19 protein-coding genes and 5 pseudogenes are annotated in these 22,570 nt (G+C 40.7%); 6 read left to right on the plus strand and 18 right to left on the minus strand.

Annotated features, from left to right (window positions below; translation table 11 throughout):
* Positions 1-103: 103 nt before the first annotated feature.
* Positions 104-808, minus strand: a complete 705-nt coding sequence (locus LY387_RS25925; protein WP_234498135.1) for a hypothetical protein — start codon at positions 806-808, stop codon at positions 104-106.
* Between the two features lie 441 nt (positions 809-1,249).
* Positions 1,250-1,564 (minus strand): hypothetical protein, encoded by a 315-nt coding sequence (locus LY387_RS27325; protein ID WP_419153493.1) that lies wholly within the window; start codon positions 1,562-1,564, stop codon positions 1,250-1,252.
* A gap of 214 nt (positions 1,565-1,778) precedes the next feature.
* Between LY387_RS27325 and LY387_RS25935 the strand changes: the two genes are divergently transcribed.
* From LY387_RS25935 to LY387_RS25945, 3 genes and pseudogenes are all read left to right on the plus strand, one after another.
* A complete protein-coding gene (locus LY387_RS25935; protein ID WP_234498136.1) occupies positions 1,779-3,302 on the plus strand; it encodes a DUF1800 domain-containing protein in 1,524 nt (507 codons plus the stop codon).
* A 5-nt stretch (positions 3,303-3,307) separates the two neighbouring features.
* Positions 3,308-5,077, plus strand: a complete 1,770-nt coding sequence (locus tag LY387_RS25940; RefSeq protein WP_234498137.1) for a DUF1501 domain-containing protein — start codon at positions 3,308-3,310, stop codon at positions 5,075-5,077.
* 156 nt (positions 5,078-5,233) lie between these two features.
* Positions 5,234-5,893: pseudogene (locus LY387_RS25945) on the plus strand (IS6 family transposase).
* A gap of 554 nt (positions 5,894-6,447) precedes the next feature.
* Here the strand turns inward: LY387_RS25945 and LY387_RS25950 are convergent.
* From LY387_RS25950 to LY387_RS25975, 6 genes and pseudogenes are all read right to left on the minus strand, one after another.
* Positions 6,448-6,591 (minus strand): hypothetical protein, encoded by a 144-nt coding sequence (locus LY387_RS25950; RefSeq protein WP_234498138.1) that lies wholly within the window; start codon positions 6,589-6,591, stop codon positions 6,448-6,450.
* Between the two features lie 860 nt (positions 6,592-7,451).
* On the minus strand, positions 7,452-8,318 hold the full coding sequence (locus LY387_RS25955) for an IS3 family transposase (RefSeq protein ID WP_234498195.1): 867 nt from the start codon (positions 8,316-8,318) through the stop codon (positions 7,452-7,454).
* Positions 8,273-8,581: a DUF1153 domain-containing protein gene (locus LY387_RS25960; protein ID WP_234498051.1), complete on the minus strand. Its 309-nt coding sequence runs from the start codon at positions 8,579-8,581 to the stop codon at positions 8,273-8,275. Before LY387_RS25960 ends, LY387_RS25955 begins: the two co-directional genes overlap by 46 nt.
* A gap of 24 nt (positions 8,582-8,605) precedes the next feature.
* Positions 8,606-9,652, minus strand: a pseudogene (locus tag LY387_RS25965) (ISNCY family transposase); the annotation flags it as partial.
* A gap of 303 nt (positions 9,653-9,955) precedes the next feature.
* Positions 9,956-10,237 (minus strand): hypothetical protein, encoded by a 282-nt coding sequence (locus LY387_RS25970; protein ID WP_234498139.1) that lies wholly within the window; start codon positions 10,235-10,237, stop codon positions 9,956-9,958.
* Between the two features lie 535 nt (positions 10,238-10,772).
* A pseudogene (locus tag LY387_RS25975) lies at positions 10,773-11,222 on the minus strand (recombinase family protein); the annotation flags it as partial.
* Here LY387_RS25975 and LY387_RS25980 point away from each other — a divergent pair.
* Positions 11,193-11,543, plus strand: coding sequence for a Fic family protein (locus LY387_RS25980; protein WP_419153498.1), 351 nt, complete (start codon positions 11,193-11,195; stop codon positions 11,541-11,543). The pseudogene LY387_RS25975 and the gene LY387_RS25980 sit on opposite strands and share 30 nt — an antisense overlap.
* 21 nt (positions 11,544-11,564) lie before the next feature.
* A pseudogene (locus LY387_RS25985) lies at positions 11,565-12,119 on the plus strand (IS6 family transposase); the annotation flags it as partial.
* A gap of 298 nt (positions 12,120-12,417) precedes the next feature.
* Here LY387_RS25985 and LY387_RS25990 read toward each other — a convergent pair.
* From LY387_RS25990 to LY387_RS26010, 5 genes are all read right to left on the minus strand, one after another.
* Entirely contained in the window at positions 12,418-14,538 is a 2,121-nt protein-coding gene (locus LY387_RS25990; RefSeq protein WP_234498140.1) for a peptidase domain-containing ABC transporter, read from the minus strand.
* Positions 14,535-15,800 carry an HlyD family secretion protein gene (locus LY387_RS25995; protein ID WP_234498141.1) on the minus strand — a complete coding sequence of 422 codons (1,266 nt, stop codon included), beginning with the start codon at positions 15,798-15,800 and terminating at the stop codon, positions 14,535-14,537. Before LY387_RS25995 ends, LY387_RS25990 begins: the two co-directional genes overlap by 4 nt.
* Before the next feature lie 39 nt (positions 15,801-15,839).
* Positions 15,840-16,541 (minus strand): hypothetical protein, encoded by a 702-nt coding sequence (locus tag LY387_RS26000; protein WP_234498142.1) that lies wholly within the window; start codon positions 16,539-16,541, stop codon positions 15,840-15,842.
* A complete protein-coding gene (locus tag LY387_RS26005; RefSeq protein ID WP_234498143.1) occupies positions 16,541-16,795 on the minus strand; it encodes a hypothetical protein in 255 nt (84 codons plus the stop codon). Before LY387_RS26005 ends, LY387_RS26000 begins: the two co-directional genes overlap by 1 nt.
* Before the next feature lie 183 nt (positions 16,796-16,978).
* Positions 16,979-17,590, minus strand: coding sequence for a recombinase family protein (locus LY387_RS26010; protein WP_234498144.1), 612 nt, complete (start codon positions 17,588-17,590; stop codon positions 16,979-16,981).
* Between the two features lie 1,158 nt (positions 17,591-18,748).
* On the opposite strand from LY387_RS26010, the gene LY387_RS26015 reads away from it, so the two are divergent.
* Positions 18,749-19,303, plus strand: a complete 555-nt coding sequence (locus tag LY387_RS26015) for a DNA-binding protein (protein ID WP_234498145.1) — start codon at positions 18,749-18,751, stop codon at positions 19,301-19,303.
* Between the two features lie 4 nt (positions 19,304-19,307).
* On the opposite strand, the gene LY387_RS26020 is transcribed toward LY387_RS26015, so the two are convergent.
* The 5 genes and pseudogenes from LY387_RS26020 to LY387_RS26035 form a co-directional block, all read right to left on the minus strand.
* Positions 19,308-19,580, minus strand: a complete 273-nt coding sequence (locus LY387_RS26020) for an arylsulfatase regulator (RefSeq protein ID WP_234498146.1) — start codon at positions 19,578-19,580, stop codon at positions 19,308-19,310.
* A 19-nt stretch (positions 19,581-19,599) separates the two neighbouring features.
* Entirely contained in the window at positions 19,600-19,722 is a 123-nt protein-coding gene (locus LY387_RS27215) for a hypothetical protein (protein ID WP_267967714.1), read from the minus strand.
* A gap of 289 nt (positions 19,723-20,011) precedes the next feature.
* On the minus strand, positions 20,012-21,181 hold the full coding sequence (locus LY387_RS26025) for a PAAR domain-containing protein (protein WP_234498147.1): 1,170 nt from the start codon (positions 21,179-21,181) through the stop codon (positions 20,012-20,014).
* Positions 21,182-21,275: 94 nt separating this feature from the next.
* Positions 21,276-21,725, minus strand: a pseudogene (locus LY387_RS26030) (recombinase family protein); the annotation flags it as partial.
* 378 nt (positions 21,726-22,103) lie between these two features.
* Positions 22,104-22,379, minus strand: a complete 276-nt coding sequence (locus LY387_RS26035; RefSeq protein WP_234498148.1) for a hypothetical protein — start codon at positions 22,377-22,379, stop codon at positions 22,104-22,106.
* Positions 22,380-22,570: the final 191 nt, after the last annotated feature.

The following is a 22,570-nucleotide window of genomic DNA, read 5'->3' on the forward strand; positions in this document are numbered from 1 at the left end:
AACAGCCGTACTTTATTTGCAACAGAGCCTAAAACAGATCAATTACTTTTAGTTAAAGTCATGTTCGAAAATCGGGGACCACTTTTCAACCCCAACTATAGAACTATGAAGGACAAGTTTCTCTTTGTATGTGAAATCCATTAATGTCTGCTGTTCCTGTTGTAATTAGAGTATCGTTTGGGCCGAGTTCAAACTTAGTTAACTCTTTTTGTAAATCTACAACCTCTACATTAAATATGTTTGTCCCAAAAAGAGCTCCTCCTTCTAAATGAGTAAAATTAGGGTAGTAATATTTCAGTTTTTCATCGGACAAAATATTGTGACTTGTCCCCGTCATTATGTTAGTTACTTTTAATGTATATATTCCTTTATTATAAATGCATATATTAACCTTGCCATCTAAGTCTGAAGTGGGTTCAGATGATGGCAAAGTAGTATGGATCGTTAAATTCAGTAATTCATCATACTGTGATTTTGAAGAATTTTTGTTTACCCACATATCAATATATGCATCTTTTATATAAGCCTGCATTAACGATGCTTCAGTAGCTTCATGGTTTTTTCTCAAAATATTATAGTTGGGGTGTTCTTCAGTGGGGACCCAAGTGCATGTATAATCAGACACACCTCCATTATATTCGTACTTAAAACACACTCCTCGTTGATATAATGTACCATCTTTTGTATCAATTACATCTGATAAATTAGTATGTATAGAATAGATCTTACCTTGTAAAGATTGATTGTATGAGAATACATTACTACTAAAGATCATTAGTAGTAATACCATTAGTAGTTTATTTGTCATAAATAAAGCTCCTTATGTTGTATTTTAAAAATAAAACTTAACGCAACCACTAAATATAATAGCCCATACTATGCTCTTGACGTTTATTTTATTTTTATTTTTATTTTATTTCATCCTTCAATTAACCAGTATACAGCGTTGATTGCATCGCAAAGTGTGGTCATCTGAAAATGATAAGTTGGGATATGGGAAGCATTCACCTAGTGATGCAAGGCTTTAGGGCCTTAGTATAGGAAGGACTGTATTAATAAAAGTGCAATACAGATAACGCGAGGCTGTATTAACTTGGCGGAGCAATCCTTGTAATTGTTCTGGGCTCAGCGCCACAATTAAAGTGGCACTCTTCGACGGTGCTCGACATTACAACTCACCTTTGTTTCTAGCTGGGCACTCATCCTTGCCAAAATGGCGTACTTTACATTAGGGAATGCCTGCCCCCCGCTAAGAGTTACCAGGCTTTTTGGGACGTTGGATTAATAATTTGTCACATTGACCACAGGTTTCATCCTCACGCATCGTGCCGTTATTTAGTTTGGGCTTGGGGTTGAGATTGGGTTTTCCATTATCGTCAGGAAATGTGGCTCTTGGCAATAGAGCGGTAATGATTAAGGACAGTTCAACTTCAATCGCTACTTTTTCAGTGAGACCATGTTGAGCTATCGCCTTATTCAGAAAGGCTTTGGTAGCCGCCTCATCGCGATTAGGGCTGAGGCAGTAGTCAATGACGTCTGATGGAAAATGGCAGCCTTTAAACATAAATTTTCAGAGCGTTGAGTGGGTAAATCTTAAACCGATAACACCAAACTTTACGATACAACCCCAAAAAACGCCTTCAAATCTGGAGGGCAGTGCTCAATGTTCATTCATATTAGTGGCTTTAACCGCTTTCAATTGATATTTATCTTAATAATTTAAAGGTTATTTATAAGACCAATAGATATCTAAACATATTAGCAGAGAGTAATATTAAATGAATTTAAACAGTGATCGTGATGCCGCACGCTTTCTCGACCGCGCTACCTTTGGAGTACGGCGTGCAGAGTTGCAAGAACTACGAAATATTGGGGTTGAGGCTTGGTTGAAGGTCCAACGAGAACTGCCTCCTTCTTATCAATTTCCGTTACTAAAACATAAGCGAGATCAAGTTCGGAATGGAAATTTTTGGCACTATCAGCGTGTAGGCGCTTGGTATGACACAGTCCTCTGGGGAAAAGATCAATTACGTCAACGAATGGCATTCGCCTTAAGCCAGCTAGTAGTGGTATCTATTAAAGACGATGGCCTTAGTGGTAGTGGTAAAGATGGCGGAAAGTGGGGACAACGCCTCCATGGGGTCGTAAACTACTACGATATGTTGATTGAAAATGCTCTAGGGAATTACCGAGATATTCTTAACCATGTGAGCCGTTCACCAATTATGGGAACCTTTCTCACCCATATGGGTAACAGATCTTTTGCGGCTTCAGGTTCTCACCCAGATCAAAACTATGCGAGGGAGTTGATGCAACTGTTCTCCATAGGTTTGAATGAGCTCGAACTCAATGGCACAGTGAGACTGGACAGTGAAGGCATACCAATTGAGAACTACAGCGTTGAGGATGTCGAAAACGTTGCTAAGATTATGACGGGCTGGCAAAAAAACAATGATATGCTCAAACCTATGAAGCTTAATGAGAGCGTACACGATCAAGGAGAGAAGCGAGTCCTCGGTCACTACTTCCCTCCAGGGGTAGGAGCAGAGGAAGAGCTGAATCAACTTCTTGATATATTAATAGCTCACCCTAGCACTGCGCCATATATTTCTAAATTCTTTATTTCAAAGTTGGTGACTTCAAACCCCAAACCCGACTACGTTGAACGTGTGGCCAGAGTATTTCGCGATACTCAAGGTGATCTTTTTGAAATGGCGAAGGCAATTTTGCTCGATCCTAATGCATATCACGAAAATCCTCTGCATCTTGCTAAAGTCAGAGAGCCTATCCTGTACTTTACCGGTTATCTGAGAATACTGGACGTACGCACCAGTACATCGTTAGGTTTTACTTACACGGACGGCAATATTAAAAGTTCGATAAACCAAGTACCTATGGCAGCACCGTCAGTATTTAACTTCTTCGAGTCCGATTATAGCCCCCAAGGGCCGGTTGCTGATAATGAATTGATTGCCCCTGAATTAGACGGCTATGATTGGACCTTGTTTCTGGGTAGTGAAAACCAAGTACACCGTCAGCTTTGGAGTTTTGATGATAAAAACTTCGGCTCCCGCTCGGATAGATTTTATATTTCAATCGCAGATTATGTAGACATTGCGGCTGACAGTGTAAGTTTAATCGACCTTATTACTCAACGAGTACTTAATGGCAAAATTAGTGACGCCCTATACCAAGCTCTGGTAGAGATTACCGATTCTTACAATGGAAACAATGCACGGGAGATCGCTCGGCAAGCTCTTTATATGTCATTGACCTCACCAGAATATCGAGTACAGGAGTAACTAGGATGAAGCTTACACGTAGACGTTTTTTGCAATCGAGCAGTGCGGTAGTCTCTGGCATGTCACTGCCTATGTACCTCACCCTGCCTAAGCAAGCATATGCTGCCAGTGACCAGGACTACAAAGCGCTAGTCTGTGTTTTCTTACCTGGAGGTTGTGACTCGTTTAATATGGTCCTCCCTCGCTCAGGGCAACACTACTTAGACTATCGCGAAGCCCGACCTAAAATGAGCCATACGAATGATGTGATGCTCGATACTGGGCTTGTTTCAGAAAATGGTGTAGAACTTGGCTTAAATCCCAATATGCCTCTAGTTGCAGAGCTAATGCGTAATGGTCAGGCGACAACACTGCTGAATATTGGCACTCTGTTGGAACCAACAACTAAGGATAATTGGGATTCAGTACGTAAACCTTCCAACTTGGGTTCACATAATACTCAGCAAAACGCTTGGATAAGGCGCTATGACCCTGAGAAGAAAATTTTTCCGAACATCGGGTGGGGGGGAGCTTTGATGGACGAAATCCACAATCCAGCAGTACTGTTGCCCGAGTCGCTGAAAGTATCAAACTCTGGTTGGCTTGGTGGTCTGGAATCGGAGGCATTCCGTATCTCTTCTTCGAGTGCACTTAAGCGTCACGTACAGAGTAAGGCTCCTGAACTGGAGGCTATCACAAAGGCTTATTTTAAAGCTGCGACACTATCTCCCATGCAACAAGAGCTGATACGACGCCATAAGTCTTCCTATGAGACTCTTAACACTATAGATAATGTGTTGAAGCAGTACCCGCCTGATACCTCGATTACTGGAGGGGATTTGTCAAACCAGCTGCGTTTGGTTAAACAGATGATTGAAGCTGCGCCTGCACTTGGCCATCAACGTACTATATTTGTTGTAACAATGGGTGGTTGGGATACTCATGGAAAGAGCAACAATGGTGCACTTGGTACTTTAGATAAAGCGTTGGGTACTTTCCAAGCAGCACTCACCGGTGCAGGTCTTTCGGAGCAGGTGGTCACTTTCACGATGTCTGATTTTGGTCGAACTATTAACAGTAACTCAAATAATGGTACCGACCACGGTTGGGGGAGCAATCAGTTGGTTCTTGGTGGAAGCATTGTAGGTCACAAGGCTTACGGTCGATTTCCCGAATTCCGCAGAGGAGGTACCAATGCTAATGGTAATAGCTTTATACCTGAGCTTTCCCACGAGCAAATGGGAGCTACGTTTGGTGAATGGCTAGGGCTAAATGAAGTTAGTATGAACACAGTGTTCCCCATGCTTAATCCTAATGCATCAAACCCTTTTTCAAAAAGAACTTTGGGGTTTTTGTCAGGTGAACAAGGTAGCTCTGAAGCTATTTATCCTTTTGCCGTTTCTGCTAGTGATGAGAACCCTAATGGTATTGATAAAGTAAAACATGCCGTTGACGGTAATTCTTCAACAAAGTGGTCTGCTAAGGGATTGGGAGTCTCTTATACATTAATGCTACCAGGGGAGCATAAATTATCAAACATAAAATTAGCACAAGCTAAAGGTAATGAAAGAAAATATAAGTTTTTAATTCAGATCAGCAATGATGGTAATAATTATAAGACTGTAAAAAATATAGTAACTAGTGGGAATACAGAAGAGTTAGAGTCTTACTCTTTATCAATGGAAGAAGCAAAGTTCATTCGTTTAATATGTAATGGTAATGATGACCCTAATCGGCCTGACTTACGTAAATGGAATAATTTTAGCCAAATAGAAGTTTGGGGGAAAGTGAGCTAAAATATACGTCAAACTCACGAAGATTTATCGTAAGCACCTTTAAATCAACTCATTGGCTTTCGATACCGCCAACTAAGGCGGTATCTGGGTTGTGCTGCAAAGCTTGGTGTTATCGGTTAAGATTTGCCCAATCTCCACTCAACGCTCTGAAAATTAATGTTTAAAGGTTGCCATTTTCCATCAGACGTTATTCTCGAAACGGCTCGCTATTACCTCGCTTACAAACTCAGTTATCGAGGGGTTGAAGAGATTCAGAGGGAGCGCGGTGTGAATGTGGGTCATGCCACCATTAACCGTTGGGTCATCAAATTTGCACCGATTTTGGGACATAAAGCCAGGCTCAAAAAGAAGCGAGTCACTGATTCGTGGCGTATGGATGAGACCCACACCAAAGTGAAAAGAGAGTGGCTCTATTACTATCGAGCCGTCGATAGGTTTGGAGATGTCATTGACTACTGCCTCAGCCCTAATCGCGATGAGGCGGCTACCAAAGCCTTTCTGAATAAGGCGATAGCTCACATAGTCTCCCTGAAAAAGTGGTGATTGGCGGCAGTAAAAGCAATTACGCAGCTATTGGTGCAATGAATGTGTAGCTCTGGTTAACAGACGTTGCCATTGATAGAGATATCTAACATCTAACATCAAGTATCTGAATAATGTCGCTGAGCAGAGTCATCGCTGGGTAAATAGAAGACTTGGTAAGCGCTTGGATGTAAGCCGTTAGAGGGAGCGACAGCCACTCTTCATGGTCGAGATCCGTGGACGATGATTAAACAAAGCCAAATTATTCTTGAAGGAGCAACCTCCTCTGACTAGTTCTATTCCCTTGCAAACTAAGCGTGTCTGTAGCACGGCTCTACCACTACCCAATTTATACTTGCGACATAACCAATTTTTTGTCTTAGCATCGCTGAACGCCCTAGCGTTTGATTAGACCGATACGTTACACTTTAGTGATCCCAGTTAACTGTCGATTTCGATAACAAAGTGTTTGACTGCGAACGATAGGAACTTTGCTTCCAGCATTAGCGGACCAATTAGACACTGCTTCCCTAAATACTCCATCCTGTCAAACACATAAGAGCTCCAGCTTCTCCATGTCGAATAAGCCGATTAAAAAAGCTTAGCTTGGGTGGTTGATAGTTCAATCCCCCGCGCTGAAGGTACTTTAATCGAGGCGTTTGCATTTTCCTTTACGTTGGCGTGCATAGACTTGGTTTTGACAAGCCGGACAAAGCACGGTTTTAATGATATTTGGCATTTGTCACCCTTAGCTTGCCTTTGACGAATTATTTAATGCTTGCCGCGCTCTGTGTTCATGGCTGTGGAATAAGTAGTTAGTGCTATGGTTGCTGGCTCAGTTTGGTCGCTTAACTTTTTAGAGCGATGTTGTGTTTTTTGAACTTAGTGAGTTCGGAGGCTTGAGCCACCAATAACTTAATCAGCATGTTATGGTATGGAAAAAGGTTGCCTAAACGAGTCGGACGATCAGGCGCTTGTAGCGTGGTGTTCATCGATATTCTTTCCATAGGGTGTTTTATAAAGTATTTATGGTTTTAATTGTTCTATCAGTAACTGTTATTCCACCTTTGCCCGGAGGAGTATGTTTTTGCGGGAACGTTAAATTAGCTAGTAGCTCTCACAACGTTAAAGCTAAAAGAGTGACATTCCTCTGATTTTATAGCCATTCTCCATGTGCTAAATTGAGCGGTGTTGAAAGGATGTTGCTAGTGCAGTTAATGACGCTACCCATAGCTTTTTGTTTATTAGTTCCAATATTTTTAGTACTGCATCAAACGTGAGTTTTATAAAAAATTTATATATATACATCACGTAATAATCGATATTAACCTGTCCTTGTTCAGAGGGCGCTGTCAAGTGTAGTGACGTCCTTTAAAGTAACTCCGAACTCAAAGGAGACAGCGTTTCTCTGTACTTATTATTGTAATGAGCTTGTTCACTGCTCTCTATCGATCTTTCTTTTGTAAACTAACGGGTTACGCTCACCTTGCTTTCCTTAGGTGAGCGTTTTTTATGTCGTACATAATCTGTTGTGACTTAATCTAAGAATAGTGAACTTGTCTATAGGGACTTTAGCAACCAACTTGTTGAGTGATCTAATAAGGCACTGTCCCCCCTTAATGCTCTATTTTGTCACATCCATCAGGGCTTTTTCTAGAGGTGGTATATCAGTTCAGGTGCGGGTTGTACTGGCTTTGTTGCGTAAATCGATGGAACTAAGTCAGGAAGTTATGATCTGATCGGCTACATCAGTTAATCACCGTAGCCTTATGCCGAAACCTCGTTACAAAACAACTAACTGGAATCAGTACAACAAAGCCCTAATGTAATGACCCAGTCGAAATTGGACAGCCTAAGCTGCTAAAGCATAAACCTCAGCAGGCGTTTTCATCTTAAGCGCCTGATGTGGGCGCTCGTTGTTGTAGAACTCAAGCCACTTGCCGATGGTACAGCGAGCTTCAGTTAAAGAGCCAAAGTTGTGCATCCAGATACACTGCTCTTTGAGGGTTCTTATCAGACGTTCAACCATGCCATTTTGCTGTGGCGTATGCGGCTGAATGAACTCCTGAGTCAGACCGTACTGCATCGCTAACGTAGTGTAGAGGCGAGAGGTAAAAACCAAGCCATTGTCGCTTCGCAGTTGCAACCCTGGGGTTGCTTCACCAATCACACCATAACGAGTCAATAAAGCATCTTCTAAAGCTGCAACAGCGGATTTAGCGTTGCCTCGTTTGCTGAGACTCCAGCCTAAAACCTCACGAGTATGACAGTCCATAACCAGCGTCAGTGCCGCCCAGCGATCTTGTTGACCGCACCAGACTCTTGCGATATCCGTAGACCAGCGCTGATCAGGCGCTTGCGCGAAAAAAGCTTTGGCTTCTACACGAGGCCTAAAGCCAACTTTACGCTTACGGCATTGCCAACCTTTCAGCTTCATAATGCGTTGGATGGTGTTTTTGTTTTCACCTAGAAAAAATGCCACGGTGCGATACCCTGCGTAAGGTAAGGCATCGATAAGCCTCTTTATTTTGGCTGCCATCCACTCGTTGATTTTTGGCTTACGCTTCTTAGCTCGGTAGTAAAAAGTACTCCGAGGAAGCCCTGTCCAGCGGCACAATTGAGAGACAGAAACCTTGTCGCCTTCTTGCGCCATCTCATCCCTGATAGCAATGATTACTCGTCGTTCTGGTCGAGATGGCGATTGAGCTTTTTTAGAAATTTGATTTGAAGCATCGCTTCCCCGTAGGCTGCATGCAAATCATCAATTTTCTTCTCGTATTGCTCAGTGACATCCTTAGGATTCGCCTTCAAAGCGTTTTCCATACCGCCCAGAGCATCATCCACCCAACGCTCAATCTCAGAAGGCGTCAGATCGTAGGTTCTAGCGGCTTCCTTGGCGGTTGTTTTACCTTTAATGATGTCCTTAACAAGTTCAGCTTTGCGTTTAGCTGTCCAACGTTTTACTTCTGGTTCGTTACTCATAATGACTCCTGATTAGAGTGACACAATATCATGTCCAACTCTTCTCTGGGTCATTACAGTTGGTTCAATAAGATAAACCACTTTATCATATTGAAATGTGAGCGATTTTGAGAGCTTACGGGTTTCTTGCCAACTGAAGATATCGTCCAGCTCCTGCTTGGATTCGCGCATTTTTCGGTGCATGTCTTTGGGAAACTTTGCGGGTTTGGTAAAACGGCGGTTGAAGTCGGCGATGAAGTAGGGAAGCCATGCATTGGCGTCTTCGATGTTATTGATGCCTTGTAAGCGCATTTCTTTTACCAAACGGTTTTGCAACGTCAGATTGGCTCGATCTACACGACCTTTGGCCTGAGAACTGTTGGCGCAGATGAGCTCTATGCCGAGTTCATTCAATACTCGACCATATTGCGTCTGGCCAACTTGCTTGTGTTTTTCTTGATTGACTCGAAATATCGAGTGCTTATCACTGTAGAACGCCACTGGCTTACCGTGCTCGTCCACATATTCACGGGTCGTTTTCATGTAATCAAACGCTGACTCGGTTTCACTGAATCTTAAGTTCATCAAGCGACCAGTCGCATCATCAATGAAAACCAATAGGCAGCATTTGTCGCAGCGTCCTTCAAACCAGTCATGGTGCGAGCCATCAATTTGAATGAGTTCGCCAAGGCAATCTCTGCGATAGCGAGGTTGATAGACTTTTGGCTTGCGCTTAGAGTGTGGAGTCCATAGGCCGTCAGCAATCATCCATTGACGGAGCGTCTCTTTAGAAACCGTCAGGTTGTGATCTTCTGAGAGTTTTTCTAGCGCAAATGTTGGTGAAAAGTCGAAGTATTGCTCACGCACGATCCTTAATACTTCAGCTCGAAAACGATCATCATAACGATGGTTGCTTGGACGGCCTCGAGCTGCATGTGCCAAGCTTTGAGCACCATAAGTTGCCAGTTGATTTAGTAAGCGTCTGACATGTCGAGTAGAGATATTTAAAATATCAGCCGCGTTGATTTGTCGTAATCGTTTTTCTCGCACATCCGTCAGGACTTTGAATCGATTAATCTCGTGATCACTCATAGCAATTAACATCAGTTTAGGTCCTCATAAGCAAACTACGAATTAAGCTTAGGAGGACATTTTAAAGTTGCTCAAACCGGACATTACTATATTGCTCTTACAATCGTAGAAGTCATTAAACAAGTTAAATTAAATATGATTAGATAGGCGTTAATGTATAACAATAATGCTATACATATTTATTGAAACTGTATTAACGGAGCTTGAGTATCAACGGAACGAAAGTACATGTGGATTTAAGAGTTTGATTTATAGTTGCTTATAATGTGAACACAGTGACAAAAAGAATCAATACATACGGTGTCACAATAAAATATGTTCTCTAATCCACTTCCATGTTTCTTCATCTAACCACCCTTGAAATTCACATTCATTTGCACTGACTTTTGATATAAACATTTTGTCATTGTTATCAAGATATGAGGTCAGCTTGCCACCTACTTGGGATGCCGATAATGGTGTAGAGAGTAACCATGTTGACTCCATTATATGATTGTACACTCCCATAATGCGCATCGCTGAATGAATGCTTTTATACTTTTCATCTGAATTGCTTAGCTCATAACTAATTAAATATACAGTCATTTTGCGCTTCCTATATGAATAAAAAACGGCTCACGGTTGTGAGAGTTGTTTTTTATTATTTACTTGAAGATTTACTTGGTTTTACCCCGAGGTATTTTCAGGCGTTTGTTTATTACCTCCACTACGTTGAGCAGGTTCGCTTGTTGATTTGACAATGGGTTTGGGTACCATATGAAACTCTCCCTTTCGAAGGTGGAATCTATACTGTTTATTTGTACAGTAATGTAGCATAAGAAAGTTCATTGTTCAAATTATAATCGAAGTTCTTGCGTCAAATGTACGGTAAGGGATCATTTTTCCTTTGAATTTCACTATAAGCTACTGATTTTGCATCGATGGTTTAAGTTAGGTGCCTAGATGGCTTTGATGTGATGGAGGAGAGGTGAGAGTGAGAGCAAACTTTGAACAACGGAAACCCATGTTGGAGACAGTCCATCTTCACAGCGTTTCGGTGGGGCAGCACTGTCTCTACATGTTCGCGTTGCTCCCATATCGCAACTAGTACTGGACCTTGATAAAAATTAGCCCTCAGTGTTTTTTTCACGTTCGCTATGGTCGAACGACTGCAACCAAGCAAACTCTGGATTTGTGACCACGTTTTTCCTTCATCTAACAACATAGCAATATTTTCCCTTAGTTGTCGACTAGGTTTGCGTCCTTGGTATTTACCAAGCGCTTTCGCTTTTTTGATGCTCTACGCCTGGCGTCTACGGTGTGTCTCGTAATGATCTCTGGCCATCGCCGCTGCCAGGTCAATCATAAATTCGGTCAGTACTTTGGAAATCATAGACATATTACTGTCACTATAGTGACTAAGAAGAGAATGGGTCATGGGTTGATCGAAAACGACGATGTGAATACTTGCTGTCACCAATTTTTGTTTCAATTCTTTCCATTGCTCGTAGGGGAGGCGAGAAAGTCGGTCAACTTTCTCGATGAGTAACACATCACCTTGATGCGAGTCTTCGATCCGCTGAATATCCGGCCAGATTTACACAACTTACTAGAAGACATCAAATGTTGGATTGAGTTTGAACACTATGACAGCCTAGAACTCTCAGCCTGGATACAGCACAGGTTAGTTAAAATTCACCCTTTTCCCAATGGCAACGGACGTCACTCGCGCGCGATGACGGACGACATACGAATGGTACTACTCAAACAAAAGCCTTTAGTTTGGTCCAATACAGATTTGGATAAACAAAGCCAAGAGCGGGGTGAGTACATTGCGAGCTTACGCCAAGCTGATGCCGGCGATTATGCGCCTTTAATTCAATATCTTCATGCGAAAGGGAATGTGGCTTAAACTAAGCGTTAAGAGCTAAATATACAGCGTTATGCACCAGAGATAGAACGGCGGCTACGCTGGTGTTGGAAGTCAGGTTGGAGTAGCACCTGGCAGGTTGATGAGACCTATGTCCGAGTTAGTGGTCGCTGGATGTACTTATACCGTGCCATTACCAAAGAAGGTCATACTGTCGATTTTTATCTGTTTCGAACCCGAAACTAAAAGGCAGCGAAATGCTTCCTTGGTAAGGCTTTACGTAGTATCAAACCTTATAACCATCCGAAGACAATGAATACCGATAAGGATAAATCGTATGTACCGGCAATCGTGGCCTTAAAGAAAATGAAGGTTTGTTCGGACAGCACTGTTCAACGGCAGGTCAAATACCTAAACAATCGGATAGAGGCCGATCACGGTAAGTTAAAGCGACTTATCAATCCGGTTCGAGGGTTCCAGTCACTGAAAACGGCGTTTGCCACAATCCGAGGTTTTGAAGTGATGCGAATGTTTAGAAAAGGGCAATTTGATATATGGTTACATGGTCGTGGTTCACTGGCCGAAGTGCGCCTAATCGAAGGACTGTTTATCTCTTAGGAGGTAAACAGTCCTCTGAGTAATCAGACCTCTCGTAAATTTTGCAACGGAGCCGGTTTTGCACTCCTAGCGGATGTTGTGAAAGATTGATAGCGATCGGAAAAAACGGACGTTCATAGCGTGGTTTTCTTATGCGATAAGTTGTTCGTGAGCACTATGTTTAAATATGAGTGTGGAACAATCTCCCTTGAACCACTCTGAAAATGTCAACTTTTCCCTCTTCCCCTCACGAAAGAAGGCTTTTTTATCAGAGAAACGCCGTAAAACCCCTTCCTTTGATGAGAGAAGTCAAATTTAGTTATGTACCCAACGATATTATGCGATCGGCACTTTCAAGGGTTTCTTTACGATGCGCGATGATAACTCTTGTCATGCTGAGTTGGTGCACATTCTGGTTGATTACGTGCTCGCTATGGCTATCTAAATGACTAGTTGACTCGTCGAGGCAAAGAACTTGAGGACACTTGTAGAGTGCTCGAGCTAAGAAAATACGTTGACGCTGCCCGCCAGAAAACTTGTTCCCCATATCACCAACTAGTGAGTTAAAACCCATTGGCATTGCCAGAATATCTTCAAGAATATTAGCTTGCTCACAACATTGGTACATTTTTTTTTCATTGAAATTGATGTCAAACATGGTGATGTTTTCGGATAAAGTTCCTGAAAGTAAGGTATCTTCTTGCATCACACTACCAAGGTGTTTTCGATAATCATTTAATTTCAAGTCCTTAATATTGACTCCATCTATATAAATTGCACCTTCTACAGGGCTTAGTAGCCCTAAGAGTAATTTCATCAATGTTGTTTTTCCGCACCCCGATGGACCAGAAATGGCAACACATTCTCCAGGTTGTACCTCAAAAGAGAAGTCGCGAATGATCCAGTCTAGGTTATCAGCATAGCGAAAACTTACGTTCTCTACCTTAATGTTACCTTGAATTTTTTGAGGTAGAGTTTGTTTTGCTATGTCGGGCTCGCACTTTTCCAATGTAATATCGGATAAACGCTCTAAATGTAAACTCAAAAGCTTAAACGAAAAAATATTATCGATGAATGCCGAGGTATTCACAGTAAATAGACTTTTGTAAGTAATAAACGCTAAAAGCATGCCAACGGTAAGTTCACCATCCATGACACTTACTGCTCCGATGTATACCACTGCAATAGTTTCAAGAGCAAAGAGCAGTTGGTTCAGACTGTTCTCTGCAACTTCTAACTTACCGAGGCGAATATCGGCATTTATCACTTCAGCATATCGATTTAACCATATATTTTGACGGCTACTTTCATGGTTAAAGAGCTTGATAGTTTGCATTGATCTTAAAGTCTCCAAAAATGCTGAATCCTCTTTCGCAGCTGCGACAATAGCCGACTCTGTAGCCCGACGATTAGGGTAGTAAAATGTCAATTGCAAAATAAAAGACAGGATTATTACTAACACAGCAAGTCCAGTGAGAAGCGGGCTATATAAGTACATCATAACTAAGAGCACTATAGCCATTATGCCATCGATAATGCTTTCAACGATTCCCGTTGTGAGGAGTTCTTTTATGGCATTCATGGAGTTAAACCGTGACATGATGTCGCCAATGTGGCGTTTCTCAAAGTATGGCATGGAAAGCCGGATAAGATGGTGATAGAGGTTGCTTCCCATTTGAATAGTTAACGCACTACTAAATCGAATGACAAGCCAACTGCGTAATGCAGTTACTGAAGTTTGAATTATCGCTAACAAAGCAAAACCGATAGCTAACACAACAAGCAAGGCTTGATCATGGCTCATCAAAACGTTATCAACAACAATCTGCATATAATATGGTGACAATAACGCAGCTAACTGCATCACTACTGAGAGCAATAACAAAGAAATCAGAGAGCGCTTCAACCCAATCATTTTTCCCCACAATTGGGAGACTTTCATGACGACTCGCTGATCTTGTTTCTTAAAAGATGTACCAGGTGTCAGTTCTAGGGCTATGCCAGTAAAGCTATCACTAAACTCTTTCAAGGTAATCTTTCGTTTTCCCAGGGCTGGGTCATTAATGTGAACGATATTGTTTGATATTCCAGTTAGTACAACAAAATGATCAAGGTCCCAGTGTATAACACAAGGTCTAGATAGATTTCTGATTTCAGATAAATCGCACTGTATCGCTCTAGCACTTAACCCTAGAACTCCTGCCGTATCCATAATTTGCCGGAGATTCATTCCTTGTGTTCCGACTTTCAGCGATTGTCTAAGCAATGAAATGTTTACTTTATTTCCGTAATACGATGAAACCATTGCCAAACAAGCGAGTCCACACTCTGCGACTTCCGATTGAAGGATTAAAGGAACCGTTTTCTTTCCTGAGTATCGCAGCAGCTCTAACGGTTTTGTGGCTGAAGTTTCTTCTTTAGCCTTATTTAGTAGATTCATCCCAGCTTTCCTTTTATGGAATAAATCGGTTCAAGCAACCATTCCAATAACGTTCGCTTCTCAATAATTATATCGGCATTTCCAATCATCCCAACTTTTAGAGGAAAATACTTACCATAAGCGTGTATATTTTGATTTAATAGGCTAGCCCGAACACGATATACCGCCTCATCAACTTTTATTGGTAGTGTTTTTTCTGTTGGCAATAAAAGCGATTTATCAATATTAATTATTCTTCCTTTAGCTAAACCAAACTTCTGATAAGGAAAAGCATCGAAGCGAATACGAACAGGATCTCCTATTTTAACAAATCCAGCTGATCGAGTTGGTAGTAATAGTTCAATTTCTAGAGGGGAATCCTCAGGTATTATGGTTAATATTGGGGATATAGGGTTAATTTGTGATCCCAAAGTAGATTGTATCGCAGTTACTACTCCTGTTTCAGGAGCTTTTTTAATGAATGCATACTGGTTGTTAAGCTCGAGTTTTTTTGCCTGAAGCTCGGATATTAAACGTTGAGTGGACAGCTTTTTAAGCTCCAGCTGTTCAGGTAGGGCTAATTTTTGAGAATGTAAGCTGTCTATTTCAACTGAAATGGATGCGATCTCTTGATCAAGTCGTTCAGATAATGAAATGGCTTCTAGAAGCTCCTCCTCCATGCTTGCGAGAAGCGTCGAAGAGAGAAAACCTTTATCATATAGTATTTTGTTATTGGTTAATCGTTGCTGCTTAAGATTTAATCGTTTTTGACTAGTCGCCTTTGCTTTTTCAATAGCTAACAAGCTACGTTGTAACTGATTTAATTGGCGTTCAATTCTCAGCTCATCTTTTACAAAGACTTTTTTTATAGTGTGGATCTCTTTGGTCAGTGCATCGATCTGAGTATCGATTTCCTTAATAAGTTCGGCTGATAATTCCACTCCGCTATCTAAGTTTTGGCTATTTAGAATCCTTGCTATTGGCTGTCCTTGCTCGACTTTCTGCCCTTCAACAACGAATAAATCATCAATTACGCCATTGCGTCCAGAAAATATTTTCACGATACCTTTTTTAGGAATTAAGTATCCATTAACAGTTTCTTTTCGATAAAAAGAGGATTGTGTGGCATATATCATCATTATGACAAATGACAAAAAAAACAAAATAACTATACTTTGAAGGGAAATATGTGGAGTTAGTATAATACTTCCATTTAAACGGTTTTTCTTTGCCTCAATAACCTCTTTTCTAAATAATGCCGTTGAGCTAGATCTTTTTATCATGACACTTTATCAATATTCATTATGACCAATGGAATTAAATTAATTATTAAAAGGAAATATTAAGCATTGAAGGTCAACCCCTTCATATGATAACGGTATTTCTTCATCTTCAAATCTTGCCTTTATTCCCATTCTTTTTATGTCGGAAATTTTATATGTCCAACCTTGAAAATTACCGGCCTCGCCAATTTTACTACAGTGACGTTCAGCTTTTAAAAGCTCGAAGTCATTCAAAACACCGTAAATAGTAATATTATGATCTATGTTGAACTTATTAAATATCTCTGTCTCTTTCTTTTTCCACAATTCTATTCTAGCTATAGCATCTGGATTACTTTCAAGTTCATCTTCCCAATGCTCCTGGTAAGCTCCACCGTGCCACCCAACGATGGTTCCTTTTTTTACCACAGCATTTTTTGATGAAGGTAATATATAATTAGCACAAGCAGAGTAACATTGAACATCAAAGGTAACTTTGATGTTATTATCGAAAATATAATTAGCCAATCGAATGGCAGGTATATTAGCTCCTCCTTCTGATGTTATGCGGAGGTTCGTATTACCATTACTTAGCAGATCAATTGTTTCATCTACTGATTTTTCCGTAATAGCTCCTTTAAAAATTACGTCACCATTTAATGTATAGACTTTAGTATTAGGTGCATTGTCATAACATGCCGATAATGTGAAAACCATAAGCAGACAGCTAAACTGCTTATGAAATTTAAGTGGTGATAGCACTATCTTCTATTTCCTCTTGAGCCTCCCGTAGAAGTTCTATCATTAGAAGTTCCACGTCTTTCACTTAAAGGATAGCCATGATGATAACCATCGTGTTTAGTTCCTTTTTTAGAGTCATTTAAACGGTCATTTATTTTACGTGCACCACATGTGTTATCGTTGATTTTTTTTGGCACACCTTTACATAAATCAGCACCAAAGTCATAAGCACCACCAATCACGTGTCCCAACTCATCATGGTTAAGTTCTTTCATTCTTTGTTCTCCGTCGGTTAAAAGTATTAAACTACAGTAAAAGTATTAAACTACAGATAGTTGTATAAAAATGTAACACCTTGTTAGATATAAGTTTTTATTTATTGACCAAACTCACAACACTAAACCAAATTATCAATAAAATTATCAACTCTCCTTCATGCAAGACCTATAATGGCTCCGTTAACTATTTTTGACTAGCGTGCCAGATTCTCCAAATTTTGAAACGGAGCCCTCTTCTGTCATTGCCATTTTTAACGCTCGATATATTGTTGCCTCTCCAAGCTCAAATTCTTTGGCCAACTGCCCAATAGTTGCTCCGTCAGTTCGGCGAACATATATCGTCTGGCATAGTTGTTCATTAAGTTTTGCCGGACGCCCAAACTTCACTCCATTTTCTTTTGCTTTGGCAATGCCTTCAGCTTGTCGCTCTGTGCGTAAGTCATTTTCAAATTCAGCGATCGATGCCAATATATTGAACATTAATCTACCGGTTGAGGTTCTGGTATCGATGTTTTGGTCGATGACGATTAAGTTGATTTTTTCCTGCTCAAAGCGCTTGGCGAGTTGCGCGAGATGGACAACGGAGCGAGCTAAGCGATCTAGACGAGTGATAACTAAGGTGTCGCCTTCTCGAAGGTAATTCATACAAGATTGAAACTCTGGACGATTTGAGGTTCGACCACTTCTCTTTTCTTGATAAATACGTTGACAACCACTGTCATTTAACTTCTCTAGCTGAACATCCAAACTTTGACCTGTTGAGCTGACCCGAGCGTATCCAACTTTCTCCATAACCTATCAATACCCCTAAGATGTTTTGATTTTTCACTTATAATAGTACTTTTGATAGGTGATTTCACGAACTATCAAAAAGTATACAATTTAAGGGTATTCTATGAATAGCAGTGAAACCTTTCTTAACAGTTATCAAAGGTGCCGTATTGGTAGCGAGTTTATAAATGACTTTTTGGATTTATTTTGTGATGCTAACCCTCGTTTCTAAGAGGTCGATAAAGAAAAGCAAGCACGTGTGCTAAAAACCTCTCTGGTTTTGATACAAAACGCCCCCACAACGGCGCCAATACACAACACGGCTAGGGATTTGACTATAAAGTACAAAGAAGATACGGGGTGACGCTTGGTAGGATCTGAAGCCAATGGAAATGTAAGACGTACGAAGGGGAGAATAAACTCCCCTTCGTACACTTAACGTACTGTCCTGACACACAGTACGTAGTGCTTCTTTGTTTAGCAAGATCACCTTTACTATTGCCGCTCAACAATAAAAGTAAGCCGAGGGGAAGAGGCACAAAAAAGCACTGTGCAACAGTGTGCGTAATTTTAGATAATAAAAACGAGATGTAGTTAACAAATTTATAACATTAATGTTTGCGCAGTTTAAGGGGTAATGACCGTGTAGCTGCGATAACCGCCATCAAACGCTGATCTCTTTAATTTACAAGGGTTGAAAGCGGGTGCCTCAAACTCATCTCAAAAACAAAGTCTCATCAGTTCCGACTATCGATGAGTTTTGATATTGAAAAGTTGACGGTTATCGTAGCAACTCGGTTAAACCGGATATTACTAACAGGGACTTACATGTTAGAGGAATATTCTGCCTATTATGGTAAATAGCGTAATTTAAGGTTTTTTTGCCAAATGTTAACTGTCTGTGAACGGCTTTTATTTCACCTCGATCACACCGTCTAACCCTTAAAATGATCAACTTTCTTAGTTGTACACTTTTTATCCACTATTTTTGTGCATAACACAGAATCGTTTTCCCTTCTCACATTATTCAGTGCCAAATCGCAATTTTTAGGCTGATCGTGCCTTCACACTAAGTAATGTTGTCACATTTCACTTATATATTTTTTGTTTGTACGTTTGTTGGTAAACATACAAACGTACAAACGTACAAACATACTTTGAAAGTGACAGGTGGACAAAATGGCAAGAGAAAGAGCTTTTTCAGATCAGCAAGTCATTGAAGCAGCGAACGCTTTATTGGTCGAAGGTAAAAATATCAATGGAACGTCCCTACGTAATAAAATCGGTACTGGGCGTCCATCTGCATTAATGGATGTTTATAGAGAGCTAGAAGGTGAGGGACAAATCCTTGCGCCTACCGTACCTGACACAACTGAGAAAGCCCTTGTACATCAGGAGTTACCGCCCGAAGTCGCGGATAAGTTGTCAATAATGTTGGCCGATGTTGAACATTTGGTTCACCAAATTAATGACCATGCTCACTACACTGTTGAGCAGCGTTTAAATAATGCCATTGCTGAGGCCAATGAAAGAGCCGCCGATGTAGCTAGGCGCGAAGCTGAGTCTATTCAAGAACAAGATAAAGCCTTTGAACAGTTGGAAGATGCTTTAGAAAAAATTGCAGATCTGCAACAAAGGTTAAAAGATGCAGAGCAGGAAAACAGTAAATTAAGTGCTGATCTTAACGTTGCTCGTAGGGGTTCTACGCCGGAACCGCCGAAATTTCCGATCTGAGGTTTTAATTATCTTTGGGGACTTCAATTACGCCATCAGCAATGCCCTCCGCCAAACGTTCCATCCATTTTGCAAATCGGAAAAAACCAGGATATTGCAAGCAGATGTAGTCCAACTCGACTTTTGATGAGCTGTCTATCACGCGTTTGAAAGCATCCATATAGTCATAACAGCCTTGTAAAAGCTGATCATCTCCATCTTCTGTCAAAGGAAATCGACAAGCATAATCATTAACTATTTGGACCAGTTGTTGTTGCTCTGTGGTTAAGTAGACCATTATTATCCTTAAGATAGCGTTAATCACACGTTTCTGGGGGAAGAACGTACGTTTTACTTGAGTATTTCAATGCAAACTCTCGTTCAGATGTACATTCGATGTAGCCTTTTTCATCAAGTTCTTTCTTTGTGATTGTTGTCATTATCCATCCTGTTATAAAGCTAATCAAAACCATTAAAGATAAGATGATCAGAATGATCTTAGGCATCCATCTTAGAGACTTACCTGTGAGAAGAACTACGATTGTGAATGTTGTTACTATCAAAGTGATGCTAAATAATGCGAATAATGAAGCGTTGTTGAGGGCACTATAAATTGTAACGATGCTTTCGTAAGCAGTTAAGGTATTGATTACTTGCAATGAAAAGTAACCAAATATTGATAGAAATGGAGCCAAGAATAAAACAAGGTATAGAAATACTTTAAAGCGATTAATTTTCATCAATTAACCTCTCTACTTCTTTCTTCATGGGTTCGGTGTATTTGTATTTTTCGTCAATAGCTGAAACAATTAACCCGATACCAAAAGCTGAAATTGCAAATACGGCTAATACTGCTGCTGTTGGTGGAGTAAAAGCCCATGCAACACCAATTTTAAGTCCTAAAGTAAACCCTTGAGCGAGTACACCAGCTACAACCCCCTTAGATATATCCGCCGTAAATTGCCCTACGACTTCGCCTAGCGTCTTCTCATCGTGCAGCATGTAATCAACCGCATTGACTGCACCACTAAACACGACTTCGACAAAAATGTTTCCTCTCAAAAAACTGATATTTCCTTGAACAGTATTCAGTGCGTGGCCAATTTTAAGCATTTGAGGCGTAGCCTCTTGCCAACGGATGCCTAAATCTAAATATCGAGGTTTGTAGTTCTCAACCACTATATTCATCACGCCGTTGATATTGACCGCTTTAGCAGTCGCTCCCCATCCTCCAAGCTCTTTAGCGACTTCATAAGCACCTTTAAGTCCCATTCCAACACCAGTGTAATCTTTGCCTGTAGAAAGCTGTCCATGTGTGTCTTTGATGAGTAAATCTAAATACTCATTGGCTTCTTCAATGGTAAGAATTGCAATGCTCACGTTCTCTTGTTGAGATGTGTCCCACTGGTATTCTTTAGCTTGCTTTTGTAAATCTTCGTTCCATTCAATTTCAGCAAGATCATACGCTTGCTGTCCTGTAGACAGTGAAGAGCTCACACCTGAATAACTCCCTCCCATTGAACTCGTAACACTCTGATAAGTTGCATCCATATCTTGCGGACTGGCGTGAGGTTTAAATCCATGAACCTGTCCATTACTTTGAGAGAATTTCATTGCTCCGGCGGAAGCAATGAGCGTATTTGAGCCAAAAGGACATTCACAAGCGACGATATCGCCATGTAATGCGACCTGAATATTATCGACAATGACCGCTATTTTTTCTAAAGGAATGATTTCCCCTTGCCCTTTTTTGCAAGCGGGACACGTCGCTATCATTTTTATCTGCGTGACGTCTTCCCCCAGAAACATGACATTACCGACACCCGATGTCACGACACCTCCTGTCGTCGTTTTGTCCCCTTTGTGTATTAAGCCTCGACCTTCTGCTTGTGCTGACATTGTGAGTTCCTTATTGACTATTTTGCCTATCAAGGTGTTTGGAATTCGGAAAAAAATCCTACGTTAATTGGCAATACCGGCCTGTTTTTATTCATTATGATTCGGCTTTATTGCGAGAAAGCGTTCTATATACTGTTGGCCGTGAGACGGAAAACAGTTCAGCTAAATCGCTAATAGAGTATTGTCCTGTACCATACATTCGACACAGCTCCTTTTGCTGTTTCTCTGAAAGTTTTGGTTGTTTCCCTCGAAGCTTCTCTTTAGCTCGGGCAATCGCCATTCCTTCACGTGTTCTCAAACGGATCAAATCCCTTTCAAACTCAGCAAAAGTAGCCAAAATATTAAAGAACATCTTTCCCATTGGGTCTGTTGGATCATAAATACTTGAACCTAATGCCAATTTTACGCCTCGACTTTGTAATATATCCGCAATAGCTCGAGCATCAGGGACTGAACGAGCTAAGCGATCGAGTTTCGGTACAACGAGCATGTCGCCATGACGTAAAGCGGCAAGCGCTTGATCGAGTCCTGGTCTTTGCCTATTCGGGGTTTTGTGCCCATTTCAGCAGAAAGTCCAGACTTGGCTCTCAGGTTATGTCCTGTAAGGTCTATCATAACTTAAATGGCGGTAGCTATGTCTACTTTGATACGCAAATCCATAGGTATTAACTGATTATTCTGTTGAACCTGATTTACTGTAACGCCTTTACGGATAAGGGCTGAAGGCTCACATTGTATTTTTCGCTGAAATGGGCGCAAAACCCCATCTTCAAATGTGGTTAAAAGAGTATGGGAGATATTTTTAAGACTAATGTTGTTACAGTGTAACTAATTTTATGTAAATAAAAACCGATGTTTCTTTTATTTATGCAGAAATATCGGTTTATGTCTAAATTTCAATGAAATACATACGGTACCACAATCAAACATGCTCTCTAATCCACTTCCATGTTTCTTCATCTAACCACCCTTGATATTCACATTCATTTTCATTGACTTTTGATATAAACATTTTGTCATTGTTATCCAGATAGGAGGTAAGCTTGTCGCCTACTTGAGATGCCGATAATGGTGTAGAGAGTAACCATGTTGACTCCATGATATGATTGCACGCTCCCAAACTTCGTATCACTGAATAAATTTCCTCATACTTTTTATCTGAATGGCTTAAGTCATAACTAATGGAATATACGCTCATTTTCGCTTCCTATATGAATATAAAAACGGCTCACATTTGTGTGGGTCACTTTTTTATTATTTACTTGAAGGCTTGCTTGGATTAGTTCCGAGGTACTTTTAAGCATCTTTTTATTATCTCTACGATGTTGAGTGGGTTTGCCTGTTGATTTGGCAATGGGCTTAAGTACCTATAAAACCATGGGAAAGTTC

It is taken from the genome of Vibrio maritimus (genome assembly GCF_021441885.1).
In the GTDB taxonomy this organism is placed as follows: domain Bacteria; phylum Pseudomonadota; class Gammaproteobacteria; order Enterobacterales; family Vibrionaceae; genus Vibrio; species Vibrio maritimus_B.